Annotated in this window: 17 protein-coding genes; 9 read left to right on the forward strand and 8 right to left on the reverse strand. The window is 46.8% G+C overall.

What is annotated here, in order from left to right; all coding sequences use genetic code 11:
* The first annotated feature begins 11 nt into the window (after positions 1 to 11).
* Positions 12 to 662: a cell envelope integrity TolA family protein gene (locus AC3RV5_RS17640; protein ID WP_489728897.1), complete on the forward strand. Its 651-nt coding sequence runs from the start codon at positions 12 to 14 to the stop codon at positions 660 to 662.
* On the opposite strand, the gene AC3RV5_RS17645 is transcribed toward AC3RV5_RS17640, so the two are convergent.
* Genes AC3RV5_RS17645 through AC3RV5_RS17655 form a run of 3 tightly spaced genes read right to left on the reverse strand, consistent with a single transcriptional unit; the run spans position 659 to position 2,753 of the window.
* Positions 659 to 967: a YfcL family protein gene (locus AC3RV5_RS17645; protein WP_489728898.1), complete on the reverse strand. Its 309-nt coding sequence runs from the start codon at positions 965 to 967 to the stop codon at positions 659 to 661. The genes AC3RV5_RS17640 and AC3RV5_RS17645 overlap by 4 nt on opposite strands.
* Positions 968 to 993: 26 nt before the next feature.
* On the reverse strand, positions 994 to 2,151 hold the full coding sequence (locus AC3RV5_RS17650) for an ATP-NAD kinase family protein (RefSeq protein WP_489728899.1): 1,158 nt from the start codon (positions 2,149 to 2,151) through the stop codon (positions 994 to 996).
* Positions 2,148 to 2,753, reverse strand: a complete 606-nt coding sequence (locus AC3RV5_RS17655; protein WP_489728900.1) for an elongation factor P hydroxylase — start codon at positions 2,751 to 2,753, stop codon at positions 2,148 to 2,150. The genes AC3RV5_RS17650 and AC3RV5_RS17655 overlap by 4 nt, the downstream gene beginning before the upstream one ends.
* 112 nt (positions 2,754 to 2,865) lie before the next feature.
* Here AC3RV5_RS17655 and AC3RV5_RS17660 point away from each other — a divergent pair, with 112 nt between their 5' ends.
* Genes AC3RV5_RS17660 through AC3RV5_RS17675 form a run of 4 tightly spaced genes read left to right on the forward strand, consistent with a single transcriptional unit; the run spans position 2,866 to position 5,934 of the window.
* Entirely contained in the window at positions 2,866 to 3,588 is a 723-nt protein-coding gene (locus AC3RV5_RS17660) for a sugar-binding protein (RefSeq protein WP_489728901.1), read from the forward strand.
* A 1-nt stretch (position 3,589) separates the two neighbouring features.
* Positions 3,590 to 4,312: a DUF8198 family protein gene (locus tag AC3RV5_RS17665; protein ID WP_489728902.1), complete on the forward strand. Its 723-nt coding sequence runs from the start codon at positions 3,590 to 3,592 to the stop codon at positions 4,310 to 4,312.
* A gap of 3 nt (positions 4,313 to 4,315) precedes the next feature.
* Complete coding sequence (locus AC3RV5_RS17670) at positions 4,316 to 4,777, forward strand: acyl-CoA thioesterase (RefSeq protein ID WP_489728903.1); 462 nt, start codon at positions 4,316 to 4,318, stop codon at positions 4,775 to 4,777.
* Positions 4,778 to 4,794: 17 nt separating this feature from the next.
* Positions 4,795 to 5,934 (forward strand): retropepsin-like aspartic protease family protein, encoded by a 1,140-nt coding sequence (locus AC3RV5_RS17675; RefSeq protein ID WP_489728904.1) that lies wholly within the window; start codon positions 4,795 to 4,797, stop codon positions 5,932 to 5,934.
* A gap of 124 nt (positions 5,935 to 6,058) precedes the next feature.
* On the opposite strand, the gene AC3RV5_RS17680 is transcribed toward AC3RV5_RS17675, so the two are convergent.
* Positions 6,059 to 6,916: a PA4780 family RIO1-like protein kinase gene (locus tag AC3RV5_RS17680; protein ID WP_489728905.1), complete on the reverse strand. Its 858-nt coding sequence runs from the start codon at positions 6,914 to 6,916 to the stop codon at positions 6,059 to 6,061.
* 410 nt (positions 6,917 to 7,326) lie between these two features.
* On the opposite strand from AC3RV5_RS17680, the gene AC3RV5_RS17685 reads away from it, so the two are divergent.
* Together AC3RV5_RS17685 and AC3RV5_RS17690 are read left to right on the forward strand one after the other, a co-directional pair.
* Positions 7,327 to 8,166 (forward strand): hypothetical protein, encoded by an 840-nt coding sequence (locus AC3RV5_RS17685; protein ID WP_489728906.1) that lies wholly within the window; start codon positions 7,327 to 7,329, stop codon positions 8,164 to 8,166.
* Between the two features lie 176 nt (positions 8,167 to 8,342).
* Positions 8,343 to 9,239 (forward strand): DapH/DapD/GlmU-related protein, encoded by an 897-nt coding sequence (locus AC3RV5_RS17690; protein ID WP_489728907.1) that lies wholly within the window; start codon positions 8,343 to 8,345, stop codon positions 9,237 to 9,239.
* Between the two features lie 101 nt (positions 9,240 to 9,340).
* Here the strand turns inward: AC3RV5_RS17690 and arsB are convergent, their stop codons facing one another.
* Genes arsB through AC3RV5_RS17710 form a run of 4 tightly spaced genes read right to left on the reverse strand, consistent with a single transcriptional unit; the run spans position 9,341 to position 12,017 of the window.
* A complete protein-coding gene (arsB, locus tag AC3RV5_RS17695; protein WP_489728908.1) occupies positions 9,341 to 10,393 on the reverse strand; it encodes an ACR3 family arsenite efflux transporter in 1,053 nt (350 codons plus the stop codon).
* Between the two features lie 33 nt (positions 10,394 to 10,426).
* The gene (gene arsH / locus AC3RV5_RS17700) at positions 10,427 to 11,116 is read right to left on the reverse strand and encodes an arsenical resistance protein ArsH (RefSeq protein WP_489732200.1); all 690 of its coding nucleotides are present in this window, start codon (positions 11,114 to 11,116) and stop codon (positions 10,427 to 10,429) included.
* A gap of 41 nt (positions 11,117 to 11,157) precedes the next feature.
* Entirely contained in the window at positions 11,158 to 11,628 is a 471-nt protein-coding gene (locus AC3RV5_RS17705; protein WP_489732201.1) for an arsenate reductase ArsC, read from the reverse strand.
* Positions 11,629 to 11,678: 50 nt separating this feature from the next.
* Positions 11,679 to 12,017: a metalloregulator ArsR/SmtB family transcription factor gene (locus tag AC3RV5_RS17710; protein ID WP_489728909.1), complete on the reverse strand. Its 339-nt coding sequence runs from the start codon at positions 12,015 to 12,017 to the stop codon at positions 11,679 to 11,681.
* Between the two features lie 248 nt (positions 12,018 to 12,265).
* Between AC3RV5_RS17710 and AC3RV5_RS17715 the strand changes: the two genes are divergently transcribed.
* The gene (locus AC3RV5_RS17715; protein ID WP_489728910.1) at positions 12,266 to 13,312 is read left to right on the forward strand and encodes a mechanosensitive ion channel family protein; all 1,047 of its coding nucleotides are present in this window, start codon (positions 12,266 to 12,268) and stop codon (positions 13,310 to 13,312) included.
* A gap of 418 nt (positions 13,313 to 13,730) precedes the next feature.
* Entirely contained in the window at positions 13,731 to 14,570 is an 840-nt protein-coding gene (locus tag AC3RV5_RS17720) for an Npun_F0296 family exosortase-dependent surface protein (RefSeq protein WP_489728911.1), read from the forward strand.
* The last annotated feature ends 58 nt before the right edge of the window (positions 14,571 to 14,628 follow it).

A 14,628-nucleotide genomic window follows, 5' to 3' on the forward strand; every position in this document is an offset into this window, starting at 1 on the left:
GAGACTCAAGCATGAGCGACAGCCCCAAGTCGTTTTTCAGTACCTTGCCAGGCGTATTTACCGGGTTAGCCTCATTAATAGCCGCCATTACCGGTTTGTATGTCGCCACTGACGGCTTCAAACAGGTTACTCAACAAACCGAGCAACCGGCTAAAAAGATTGTGCTGGACGAAGATGAACACCAACAACAAATGGCCGCCTTGCAACGTCAAAAAGAGTTGGACGATTTGCGTATCAATCAGGAACGGCAAAAACTACTGGCTGAGCAGGAATTGGAAACCTTGCGAAAGGCTAGCCGCCAGCGAGTAAAAGAAGTGCAGCGAGAAGTACAACAAGAGTCCCAAGCAGACCCACTACCCGTCGTAGTAAACGTCACTGGTAATTGGTATCTGACCAATGATTTTGGCACCTTCACTTTCGTATTAGGCCAAACTGGGACCCAGATAACCTTGCAGGAATTTGATGGCATGGGCAACATAGTGGGTACAGGTCAAGGATTTGTTGAAGGTCGCCAAGTATTTTTAAGTTGGGTTGAACCCTATATGTTTGTCACCAGCATTAGTATTGAAGCCCAATTGCAACTCAACCCGAGTGCCACTCGTTTAAGCGGTACTTTGCTAGCCCAGGGTAATCAAGTTCCTATACAACTGTACCGTAATTAAGCATATTGATGGAAAAGCTGCTGCCATAGGTCCAGTACTTGTTGCTGATCTGCCTCAGCTAATTCTTTGTTGGCAAAAGCAACGTTCAAACTGCTGATCATGTAATCGTCTATCGCTTCGAACGAATAATCATCGTTGCTTTTGGCATGACTGTGGAGCAGTGAAAAATGCCCGGTTAAATAACTGGCAATAAAAAGTTGCTGATCGCTTCCCTTGAGCACTACCTTATCTAGCTCAGTTTGAACATCATCAACAAAGAGGCTAAATGTCTGTTTAACGGTGGGGGAATTCATTGAATTTGGCATAATTTGAGTCACTTTAACGTTTAGGTTTATTCGAATTTAGCGATGGGATACAAAACTTGATCATGGAAACCTGTGATCACCGGTATTAACCCGGCTAGCTGGACATCGAGAGCAATATCTCCAGTGTCGGCGATTAAGGGTTTGTGGTTCAAGGCTTGCAGTTTGGTCTTTGTCGCCACCAGCATAAAATTTTGCCGACCTATGCTGCGTAAAACTTGTGGGCTAAGTTGTTGATTGCCCCTGCCAAAGATATGCCCCTGACCACCAATTAAGGTAAGCACCAGTGTCGCCTTAACGCCGCATAAATGCTCGACCAGTTGGTTGGCAGTGACATCCTTGGCGAGTAATTCCCCTCCCATTACCACATCCACCCCTAACAGGGTATTGGCAAGCCCAAGCTCTTGCATAATAAAATCGACCGTGGATCCTGACCCCATGACAAACAGCCGTCGTGGCTGGAGTTGTATCTGTTCAATAACATGAGCGGCGATATCCGCCAGCACCATTTCATCCGACTCTTTGCCCCCCATTTTGACCGCTTGCATATATCGCAATTCACTGGGCACGCGCATTTCACCATAATGTTTGGCATTGACCCGTCCCTGTCTGAACAAATCTTCATCTATGTCCATCACGTCGCCGTCGTTGAGGCTGACGATCTGCCCTTGCACCAGCATAGCCGCGACTCTACCCGCAGCTTGGGGGGTAACGGCATACACCCCAGAATGTATTTTGCAGCCGGCTGGCACCCCAAGCACGGGTATGGACTGGCCGATTTCGTGGCAAATATTTCGCGCCGTGCCATCACCGCCTGCAAATAGCAGCAAATCCACGCCTAATTGGGCTAACAAAGCGGCGCAGCATTCGCTATCTAGCCCTTCACTTTGCGCCTGGGCCGGCTGATAGATAACCGAGTAGTCAAAGCCCAATTCTTGGGCCAAGTCTGCGCCCATTTCACCTTGGGCGGTATAAATGTGAATACGATCTTTAAAAGGCAGCAATTCTAACAAGGCCAAGCGCGTACGCTCATTGGCCCGTTTCTCAGCTCCCATGGCTAGGGCCTGAGCACGGATCTGAGCCCCGTCACTGCCCTTTAACGCCAAAGCCCCACCGATCCCAGCATAAGGATTGATGATCAGCCCCAGGCGAAATATCGGGTTATGGGGTGTTGGTTGGTCCATCATAGGTTCTCGCAAAGGCTAACAGGGCTATTGTTGTTTGTGTCTTTAAGTAAGCTAAAGTCTTGGGTGCAAAGTTTAGGGGTGGCATAAAAGCCATGTAGCGCGGTGATAAATAGCTGGGCCCTGGGTGGAAACCCCTGTTCTAGATAAGAAAGGGCCTGACGCTGCACGTTAAGAGTAAAACCCAGGGTATCCGGCTCGACACCATTTAAATTGTCCGTACTGACCCGAAAAGCTGTATTTGCCGCCACAGAAAAAGCCCATTCTATGGCTTGGGGTTTAATTTCTACTTGTTCAAACTGTTTTTGTTGTTGGCTATTCCGACCGTCCGGGCAATACCAATAACCATAATCGGCCAACAATCGGCGCTGGGCTCCGGCCATGCACCAGTGGGCAATTTCGTGCAGAGCGCTAGCAAAATAGCCGTGAGCGAAGACAACCTGGTGATAATGTACCTGCTTGGAGGCAGGCAAATATTCGGGCTCATGCCCGCCTTTGATCAAGCGAGTATTTTGCGCCTCACCAAATGTGCTATCGAATAACGTAATAAGGTCTTGATAGCGATGGCGCTGGACGCTTGAAAGATTTAAAGAAGATGTATTCATTGCGGGCGGCATTCTACCTAACCCAACACTATAAACTCAAGAACTAACAAGGCTATTGTTTTCATCTCGGCTTTACGCCAAGCTATGACAAACTGACCAAGAACGAACCATTATGTTAATAAAATCTTTATTGTTAAGTGCTGTTTTGTGCAGCTCTGGTGCACTGGCGTTTGATGTATCTTTTACGTCCGTAGCACCTGTAATTGACGGGCAACAAGACTCAGTGTGGCAAGCTGCCAACTGGCATCCCATGCCTTATTCAATGGCGGGCACCTTGCCTTCCAGCGAAGATTTTAGTGGACGTTACCGACTGTTGTGGGATGCACAATATCTGTATTTACAGGCTGAAATCACCGATGACCGGCTGATGGATCAGACCGCAGATCCATTAGTGAAATATTGGGATGATGATGCATTGGAAGTTTTTATCGATGGCGATGCCTCAGGTGGTATTCACCAATTTAATCACAGCGCTTTGGCTTACCACATAGCACTGGATAATCAGGCCGCGGATATCGGCGATGATAAAAAAGCCCATTTATATAACGACCATCTAGTCAGTAACTGGAAACGCCAATTGGATAAACCCAATACCCTGTTATGGGAAGTTGCGATCAAACGTTACCCAAATGACTACACTGATGCCGCACCCAAAGCACCGATCGCGTTGAAAACCGGAGACAAAATCGGTTTTATGCTGGCTTATTGCGACAACGATAATAGCCCCGAGCGCGAGCATTTTATGGGCTCCCATGAGATAGAGGCCCTAGACGGTGATAAAAATCGCGGTTTTATCGATGCTGACGTATTTGGTGAAATTCGCCTGGTAAAATAGTATGCCAGATTTGATCAGTCATATTACCCGGCAGTTGCACGCGGTGGCTACTATGCGTGAAATTGCCCGGGACGCCAATTTGCTCGACACTATAACTGACGTACAGGATTGGCAATGCCAGCGTATATTGGCAACCCACCAGGAGATGTTACATCAACCGCGATTTGCCCCAGCTCTGCACTTTTTTGTCGATCACGTTTATGGCCCCCAAGACTTCAGCCAACGGGATCAAGATATTGGGCGCCTGGTACCTAAATTGGGCAAATATCTACCAGCTAGCGCATTAGTCTCTTTGGGGGATGCATTACAGTTAAATGCCCTGTCTTTCGAACTGGATTACGCCTTGGCACGTAACCTAAAGTCCCAAACCATCGACCGTCAGCTGTACGCCGGGGCTTACCTGAATTGTGACAACCAGCCCCAGCGCCAGACACAGTTACAACTTATGCAAGCTTTAGGTAACCACTTAGCCGATGCGGTGGCCACTAAAGGTATTTCCACCCTACTGATGCTTTCTCGACGGCCCGCAAAAAAAGCCGGTTTAGGGGTATTACATCAATTTATGTCCAGCGGACATAAAGCCTTCAAACACCTGGGTAAGGCGGATGACTTTATACTGCCCATAGTCCAGCGTGAACAACAACTGATGACCGCCTTGTTTGACCCAGCAGAGGACAATCCATTACCAATGATTCCACTCTACACCCCGGCACTGGAGGTGTGAAATATGCAACGTACGGCTGAACACGTTAACTGGCTAATGCCCGAACCTTTTATTACTCAGTGGACAATTGCTAAGGCGCAGATTGATCATTATAACCATGCCAATAACGTCGCTTATGTCAGTCAACTGGAACGCACCGCCTGGGCCCATTCCAATGCCTTAGGACTGAGTATTGAACAATATCAGGCACTGGACCGGGGTATGGCTATCAGTCGTCATGAAATCGACTATCAGGCTGCGGCCTTATTAGGTGACACCCTGCTTTGCGCTACCTGGATTGTTGCCTGCGATAAAAAACTCAAACTTACACGTCAGTTCCAGTTTATTCGCCAGTCTGATGGTCTGAATATGCTCAAGGCTCGCACTGAGTTTGTCTGCATCGCCCTATCAAGCGGCCGGCCTAAACGTATGCCCGACATATTTGTCAGCACCTATGGTCAGGCACTAAAAAGTCCTGCCTGTTGACCTTGCGCGTCTGGCTTTTGAGTTTAGTTTTAGCCCTGTCACTGGGGTTGAATCTTTATTTGTTTACTCGTCTGGGGCATAACCAGCTAGTGGAGCCAACGGAGGTTCAACAACAATTATCTGTCGGACAGCCTGGTAGCCGGGATGTTACTGCCATGGCCCATGACGAACTAAAACCTGCCGCCCCTGAGTTTGCCGTTTCCCGCCGAGGCGGAAATCCCTCCCCTAAAGACATGGGTTTACTAACACCTCAGCTGCGGGAAACCTGGTTACACCAAAACCGAACATGGCTGGGCGACGGGCAATATCAGAGGGTCGCTCACTTTTTACGGGAATACTTAAAACAGTACCCCAGGGATCTGGAGTTTTTAATTCTGGAAGGGGATCTGGTGGCAAAAACAGGCTTACTCAGTGACGCCATACTGCATTATTACGCCCTGCTAGATTTACCTCTTAGTGAGGCACAACATACACGGGTTAAAGGTACCATCCAAGCGCTGACGAAAAATACTATCACCCAACTTAAAAAAGCCTATTCCTGGAACATATTAGCGGTATTTGTGGAGCCATTGTTACAAATCGCCCCAACCAATAGAGAATTTATTCTGGCCCTTAGCCAGGCTTATGCCGAACAGCAGCAAGTCAGTTTGATGGAAAACACCCTGGCGGCCCTGGATTACTACGACCCGGATGCCATGGCTATCAGAAACATCATCCAAGTTGAACAAATTGCAAACCAAGATACCCTATCAACCGATGATAGCGTAGATGATGACGTTGCCATTGGGGTTGACCTTAGCCAACATGGCGATCAATACGTGGTGAGCGTGCAATTGAGCGGTAATAGCCTGAATTTACTCATTGATACCGGCGCCTCTACTACGGCCATTTCTCGCCAGGTATTTAGTCAGTTAAACAATAAATATAAAATCAATTTCATTGGTCGCTTTTTAGTCAACACCGCAAACGGTGAAGTACTGGCACCCATGTATCAGTTTGCCTCGCTACAAATCAATCACGCTATAGTGGAAAATATCTCTGTTGTGGTGTTGCCCATGGCTCAGATGGAACATGCCGATGGGCTGCTGGGTATGAATTTTCTACGGGAATTTGAGTTTCGCCTCGACCAGAAAAATGCCAGGCTGTATTTAAACTAAATTGAACAAGAGCAACGGAAACCCCGCCAACACCCGAACAGGCCTTAGCGGTGTATGACAATGACGACTCAATAGCTAACCGAGATACTAGATTGTATTGGGGTTAATCACACCGACTCAGGGATTATTCCACATCGTCGGCATCTTTAATGCGTTCTCTGCGCTCTTGTTCTTCGGCAAAGGCCGCTTTGATTTCTTCCAGTACCGTATCTACGTCTGCAGCTTCTTCACTAAAGACAAACTCCCCGGTTAACTGGGTATTCAAATCCAGTTCCCCTGCTTGATACAAGGCCCACATTTCTTCGGCATAGTGGGTTTCACGCAGTTGCGGAGCGTACTGGGCATAATATTCGGTCATATTGCCTACGTCACGTTGCAACATTTTAAACGCGTTGTTGTTGGCCGCCGCATCGACCACTTGGGGAAGATCGATGATCACCGGGCCGTAGGCATCCACCAGCACGTTAAATTCCGACAGATCACCGTGTACCAGGCCCACACACAACATACGCATTACGTAAGTCATGACCAGGGCGTGATCCTCCAGCGCCTGTTCAGACGGCATATCCACGTCATTTAGGCGTGGCGCCACATCACCCTCGTCATCGGTAATGAGCTCCATCAGTAATACGCCGTCGTAACAGCCATAGGCTTCTGGTACCCGTACCCCGGCTTTGGCCAAGGTGAATAATGCATCTACCTCGGTATTTTGCCAGGCATCTTCTTGTTGTTTGCGACCAAACTTGGAACCTTTCTCCATAGCTCGGGCACGGCGGGTATTACGTACCTTGCGCCCTTCCTGATACTGGGCCGCTTTTTTAAAGCTACGCTTCATCGCTTCTTTATATACTTTTGCACAACGCACTTCGTTGCCGCAACGCACGGCATAGACAGTCGCTTCTTTACCACTCATCAATTGGTAAAGCACTTCGTCTATTAAACCGTCATCAACTAAAGGTTGGATTCGTTTTGGAATTTTCATGGCGTCGTTATACAGCAGTTAGCCAATGCATGGAATAGCTGCAGGAGAGGGAACTAGGGTTAATCAACTTTACGCCTTATAAGTGACTTAATATCGGTTGGCTGATTTGCCAACTCCATGTTGGGTATACAACCCAGTGCAAAATACTGGCCACTAGATTAATGGCGCTTATACACAAGATCAAGGGTATCCTGCAGTTTTACCAATAATCTGCAGCGCTTTGGATATTTTCGCCTGTTTCACGGCGGTTGTTTTCTCTCAACCACAGTTTGGCAAATCACATCCGCAGCAATGCATGTGTGCTTTGACCTGCGTTAACCACTAACCGATAACCAGGTTTTTGACCAGACACAACTAATGTTATGCTTGCGCGGTCAGATAGTTAGTCTTGCTCGCCCAATAGGAAAATGATGATCATAAAAAAATTAAAATTCATAATGTTATGCACTTGGTTTGCCGCCATAACATGCGCTTTTGCCGCGCCCGATGATATTCATCCACTGGAACAAGAAACCGGACTTAAACGTTTCGATAAAAACATCTCATTGGGGGAAGATCAGCATAGCCAGTCCCAACAGGATATCAAAGGGGTACACGTAGGCGACAATGTGCTGGCCCAAGCGATAACCCTCTATGATCAGGGCGCCAAGTTACACCATATTGCTGGCAGTAGTCGCAGTGACAAGGTCAAGTTGAGTTTCTACCAACCCTACCAGAACTCCCGCCTCGAACAGCAACTTGAATTACACTTCAATAAATTCAATGGTTTTATCACTCGAATTGACAGCACCTATAAAATCGAAAGTGCTTATTTAGGCATAGGGCCAATTTTAGTGGAAGTGTTGCAATCGGCAGTAGCCAAGTACGGAGAGCCTCTGCGCCTGAGCCAAATCAGTCAGATTGCAAAATACTCGGAGTCCCCGGTTCCCCTGCGCACTTTTATCCGCAACCTGCAGCCTAATTCCCAGGTGGACAAGTTGGTTAAGGATTATTTCAATCAGTTAAATATTTCCCGCAGCGCCGGCTTTGTCAGTGGCGAGGGTGATCGCGCGGTATTACGCACCGGCTTCAATCGCTGTTATTTTTGGCAACAGAATGATTTCACCGAAATTTTATCTTTGTGCTCTTTTGCCCCCAATGCAGCAAATGCCGATAATCGCGGGGTGGAGTTGTCGTTGATGAATTTCGCCGTACAGCAAAAAGTGGCCGATAAAGAAAAGGCCAAAAGCGCATTATCCCTAAGCCTATGACGCTGCGACTGCCCCGCGGGCTGAGTTGGCAGCCTGCCGTCAGACTTGACGGTCCCTCAGGTCAACCTCATCTGTACACCTGGGTATAACCTATAAGCAAAACATGGCTGTCAAAGCTATCAATTCAAGACATAATTCAGCTATCAGCTGAATAATTAATAAATTAGGAAAAATAAATGACTGTAAAACGTATTGGTCATCGTTATATCGATGCCGCCAGTGGTAAGACTTTGGATGTATGGTTTCCTCGGGCAAATACGCAACTGGCTCGCAGTTGTCTGGCGCAAAAAGTCGGGATAATAAAAAGTGATTTTGTGCAAATCGACATTGACATCGATAGTGCACCCAAAACCATAGAAGACGCGTATTTGCGTTTACATTTATTGTCCGAAGGTATCGTTAAGCCAAATGGCATTAACCTTGAAGGCATTTTCGGTTTGTTAACCAATGTGGCTTGGACGTCCGCCGGACCTGTGTTACCCACTGAAGTTGACACATTACGTGGCGCTATTGCCAGCGAACATCATCACCTGACCATCACGTCCATCGATAAGTTTCCCCGTATGACAGATTATGTTGTACCCGAAGGCGTACGTATTGGTGACGCTGACCGGGTGAGATTGGGCGCACATTTGGCCCCAGGCACAACCGTAATGCACGAAGGTTTTGTGAACTTTAATGCTGGCACGCTGGGGGATTCCATGGTCGAGGGTAGAGTAACACCCGGGGTAATAGTAGGTAAAAATTCCGATGTAGGTGCCGGTGCATCGATCATGGGTACCCTCTCTGGTGGCGGTAAAACCGTGAACTCTGTTGGCGAGCGCAGTTTGCTTGGTGCCAATGCCGGTATAGGTATCTCACTTGGGGATGACTGCATAGTGGAAGCGGGATTATACCTAACCGCTGGCACCAAGGTGAAAACGCCAGATGGTCAGGTGGTTGCCGCCCGTCAGTTATCTGGCATGTCCGGTTTGCTTTACCGTCGTAACAGTCAAAGCGGGGCGGTAGAGGCGCTGGTTGCCGATTCGTCGAAGTGGGGTGGGCTGAACGCCAGCTTGCACAGCAACGATTAATATACCCTGCATTCTTAAAACTGCATGTTTGTTGGCTACACGCATTCGCCGCCGGCATGCAAATTCCATGATTTTAGGTCTATACCCAAGTGACCTCAGCTTTAGCTTGCCTCGTGCGAGCTAAACCAATGGCGGGTGCGATTAGCAAAATAAACCAGGGATAACATAACCGGTACTTCCACCAATACCCCCACCACTGTGGCCAGAGCAGCCCCTGAATGTAGACCGAACAGCGAGATGGCCACCGCTACTGCCAATTCAAAAAAATTCGATGAACCGATCATACTGGCAGGCGCAGCCACATTATGCGGTAGAGCCAGACGCTTGGCGAGAAAATAGGTGAGCGCAAAAATGCCATAAGTTTGCACCAGTAGCGGAATGGCTATCAACAGGATCATTTGCGGTTTAGCTAAAATCGTCTGGGCTTGAAAACCAAATAACAACACCACAGTGGCCAGCAAACCTACGATAGACCAGGGTTTGAGGCGCTCAACAAAATGACTTACCCCAACATGCGCACTGGAAGAAGCGTTTAATTTATTTTGGCGCTCAAGCGCCCCGCGTGTGAGCACACCGGCGATCAGCGGCAACACCACATATAACAGAACCGACACAAGCAGGGTTTGCCAGGGCACCTGAATATCGCTCACGCCGAGTAACAGCGCAGTCAGTGGCGCAAAGGCAAAGATCATGATGATGTCATTAATCGACACCTGCACCAGGGTATAGTTAGCGTCTCCCTTGGTTAGTTGACTCCAGACAAACACCATGGCAGTACAAGGCGCCACACCCAGCAGGATCATCCCGGCTATGTATTCATTGGCGGTTTGTGGGTCAACCCAATCGGCAAAAATGCCTTTAAAAAACAACCAGCCTAGAGCAGCCATGGTAAAAGGCTTGACTAACCAGTTGATCACTAGAGTTAATGCTATGCCTTTGGGTTTACTGCCCACATCTTTAATGGATGAAAAGTCGATTTGGATCATCATAGGGTAAATCATCAACCAAATAAGCAGGGCCACTACCAGATTTACATGACCGTATTCCCAACCGGCGATCACCGCGAATACGCCTGGCTGTAAACTACCCAAAGCCACACCCAAGGTAATACTCAATGCCACCCACACTGAAAGATAACGCTCAAAAAGACCCATGATTTTCTCCGCTAAATACTTATTTACAAACGCCTAAATTGAGCGTTGATTGACTCTCTGGCTCACTTGGTCTGCTGTCTCTACTCGCTCTGAATACCGGTCAACCAGATAGCTGGCATTGTCTCGTGTCAGCAAGGTAAATTTCAGCAATTCTTCCAGTACGTCTACAATTCGATTGTAATAAGGTGAAGGTTTCATTTGGTCATTGTCATCAAATTCCATAAAGGCTTTGGCAACCGAGGATTGGTTTGGGATGGTCAACATACGCATCCAGCGACCTAATATGCGCATTTGATTGACTGCATTAAAGGACTGAGAACCACCACTGACTTGCATCACTGCCAGGGTTTTACCTTGAGTGGGCCGCACACTACCTATCGATAGTGGTACCCAGTCGATTTGGCTTTTCAGTATGCCGGTCATGGCGCCGTGACGCTCGGGAGAACACCATACCTGACCTTCAGACCACATCATCAGTTCTCGCAGTTCCACAACTTTAGGATGGCTTGCTTCGTCGCCGTCTGGCAAAGGTAAACCCGTGGGGTCAAAAATACGGGTTTGGGCCCCCATGGCTTGCAACAAACGGGCGCTCTGCTCCACCACTAAGCGACTAAATGAACGGGCGCGCAGCGAACCATATAATAACAATATCCGTGGCGGGTGCCCCGACGGATCAATACAAAAATGGGTATTATCCGGGTGCTGAAAATGTTTATCTTCAATATTGCCTGGCAATGCCACTGCTATTTTTTGACTTTCAGCCACTATCTCGCCCCCAGTGTGTTTAATGCCTGGCTCAAGGATGCCTGATCCGTTCCGACAAAATCAATCTTCAGCAAAGCCTGCACCCGTTGTTCAACCTCGTTGATAGTCGTACGAAACGCATCAGCAATCTGCTCTTCGTTGCCTGCCAATTTGGATGGATCGCTCAGGCCCCAATGTATTTTGAGACTATCACCAAACCACAGGGGGCAGGTCTCTGCAGCAGCTGAATCACATACGGTTATCACCAAGTCTGGCGCGAACGTTTCAAACTCATGCCATGACTGGCTACTTAGCCCATCGGTGGCGATACCTGCTTCATTAAGATATTTAATCGACAGCGGATGCACCTCCCCCACAGGCTGACTACCGGCGCTTTTTGCCACTATTTTACCTTTGCCCAAATGATTGGTAATGGCTTCAGACAAAATACTGCGACAGCGATTATGGGTACAGATATACAAAATTTTCAGCATTATGTTACTCCAGCAAAAATATATTCGACGTTGTGCGGCGCTGAGGCTCAGCAGCAACTTTCATTTTGTTTAGCGCTATGTAGATTTTTGATACAAACACCTAGATAGAGCTCATTGTTAAGGGCAGTAGTTATAAGCACAGCCAGAGCCCATTGGGGCAGTTGGGGATTCAGGGCGTAATACACCCATTTACCGCGCCGTTCATCCACTAGTAACTGACACTTTCGCAACTCTGCCAGGTGCCGAGACACCTTAGGCTGGCTCAGCCGCAAAGCCGTGATCAAATCACATACACATAATTCGTCTTCAAGGTAGACTAGCATTAGCGATTTCAGGCGGGTGTCATCAGCCAAACATTTGAAAAATGAAAGTGGGGTGATGTCCATCGTGTTTCTCCATATTGATATATGCATTATCATATATATGAAATTTCACATGTCAATAGCCAACCCTGAGGCACTCATTATGCCACGCCCGCTTGAGGCTGAATTAGCTAGATCTAGGCCGCCATATTGGGTTATAACATTTAGCCACAAGCCAGATTTGAGCAAATAACTGCATGATAACAACTCACTAAAAGTGATCTTGTTGGTAAAATACAACCACGTTAAATGAGTACAATATGGGAATAAATATGGCAGTAAGTGAGAATTTTATCAGTAACTGGCTGCCAGTAGTGGTGACTCTAATCATCTTTGGTTTGCTCACCTGGTTGACCCAAGTGTTGCTATTTAACAAACTCAAACACACTGGCAACGAAAATATATTCGCTCGACAGCTTGTTATGTTATTGCTGATGTTGGTGGGTTTAATCACCGTAGTTATCACGTTACCCATCAAGGAAAGTCTGGAACTACAAATTCTGAGTCTGATTGGCTTAATGTTATCAGGACTACTGGCTTTTTCCTCGACCACCATTTTTAGTAATTTAGTGGCCGGCGCCATGATGCGTTTTACCCAGCCGTTTCGCACAGGGGATTTTATTAGTTTTGACAATTATTTTGGCAGAGTTACGGAGTTGGGTTTATTTGATTGTGAAATTCAAACCCAGACCAGAGAATTAATCGCCATCCCAAACAATTTATTAATCAACAAGCCGGTAAGTGTCATACGTAGATCCGGTACAATAGTGTCCGTTACCTTATCTCTAGGTTATAACATCCACCATAGCCGCATCGATGAGTTATTACTGCTAGCAGCCAAAGAAACCGGGCTGGAAGAGCCATTTGTTCATGTAACCCAGTTAGGTGATTTTTCAGTTAGTTACACGGTTAGTGGGCTGCTGGTCGAGGTAAAAAACCTGCTAACAACCCGTTCAAATTTGCATCGCCATGTTCTGGATTGTTTGCATGACAACGATATTGAAATTATGTCACCCACTTTTGTCAGCCAGCACGCCGGGCAAGACGTTCAGAAAGAAATTGCCCCTTCCCCCACATCACAGACCACAGATACCGTGCACAGCCATACTAATGCGGAAGACGTGGTATTTGATAAAGCCGAACAAGCCCAACAAAATGAAACCACTAAAATTGAGATGCAGGAGCAGTTAGCAGACTTGAAAAAACGTTTATCATCTGCGAATAAAAACCAGCATGAAACAATTGAACAGCAAATTGAGCTTCTCGCAGAAAAAATTAGCGTTATAAAAGATGTGGTGGAGGTGCCAGAAGATAAATAAAGGTAATGATCATTTAGGATAACAATTCAGGCGATAATGGATTGCTGTGTCTAACGATGAAAAAAAATAGGCTGTTTTTTCACGGTTTATCTGTCTCAATCTGATTTAGGAAAAATAAAAACGCTTAAGCGACCCGCTGACTGTTTTATTGGGCAAACAAGGTGTCAATAAATTTTACACAATAATTTTCGATAAACATCGGTAAAAATGCTAACCAATTGATTATATTCAGATTTAAATTCGGGGTAATTTTAACACCGAAAAAATGTAGTCAGCAAAGTTTACACTTCGCTTTGCATCAGTTGATTATCACCACCAAACAATTGATTTAAAAGAAAATTAAATCATGGCACAACTCATGCTAATGCGTTTGCAGCAGTATCAACAATCCAACTGTCTTATAAGGCAAACAAGCAACATGAACGCGTTAATGAATAAATCAAAATCAGTTTCAATCGCAGCACTTTTTGCGCTAGCGGCAGCTCAACAAGTAGGTGCGGCAACCATTACTTTTGGTGGTCAAGCGGCTACTGATGGCTCGAATAAAACCAGCGTAAATGTTAACGCTAACAATACCATTACCTCGATAAATAACGGATTTTTCGTTTCTACTTTCGATACAGCAACGGCTATACCGGGCATTCCTGGTGGTGGCGACACCCAGTATAACGTAGCAGGCACATCTGAAGGTTGTGCCATCAACTCTCCCTTGGTCATTACTCCAAGTGGCGAAGGCGTCGTAAATGTCAGAAACGGCTCCCAAAGCAATGTGGCTGCCGCCCCTGCCGGTGATACCACCTGTTACGCTTATACCACCCCAACAACAGTAGGTATGGATAGCTACGTCGACATCGACTACAAAGACTTTTTAGCTAATATCGGCAGTTTAGCACCGAACTTAACGGGCTCTAGCATCAACTACCTGGGTTTCTACTGGGGTTCAGTTGATGCCTACAACTCGTTTGAGTTTTACTCTGATGACGTATTAGTAGCGAAAATTACGGGCCCAGAATTACTCGCCAAATTAAACGGCAAAGCCGGTGACCAGACGGCCGATACCTCTAATGTGTATGTAAACATTGACTTTAGCTTTGCTGAAGCCTTTAACAGATTACGCGTTATTACTTCAGGTGTGGCTGGTGAGTTTGACAACATCGTTGTTGGTTTAGACCAACGCCCTGTTACCGCTCCTGCAAGTCTGGCATTTTTAGGCCTGGGTTTGTTAGGTCTGGGTTTAGGCAGAAGATTTAAAAAATAAATCTCGCTCTATCTAAATATGTAAAAGCCGGCTCGCCGGCTTTTTTTATGCCCGTATT

The organism is Paraglaciecola sp. IT1134, from assembly GCF_058068185.1.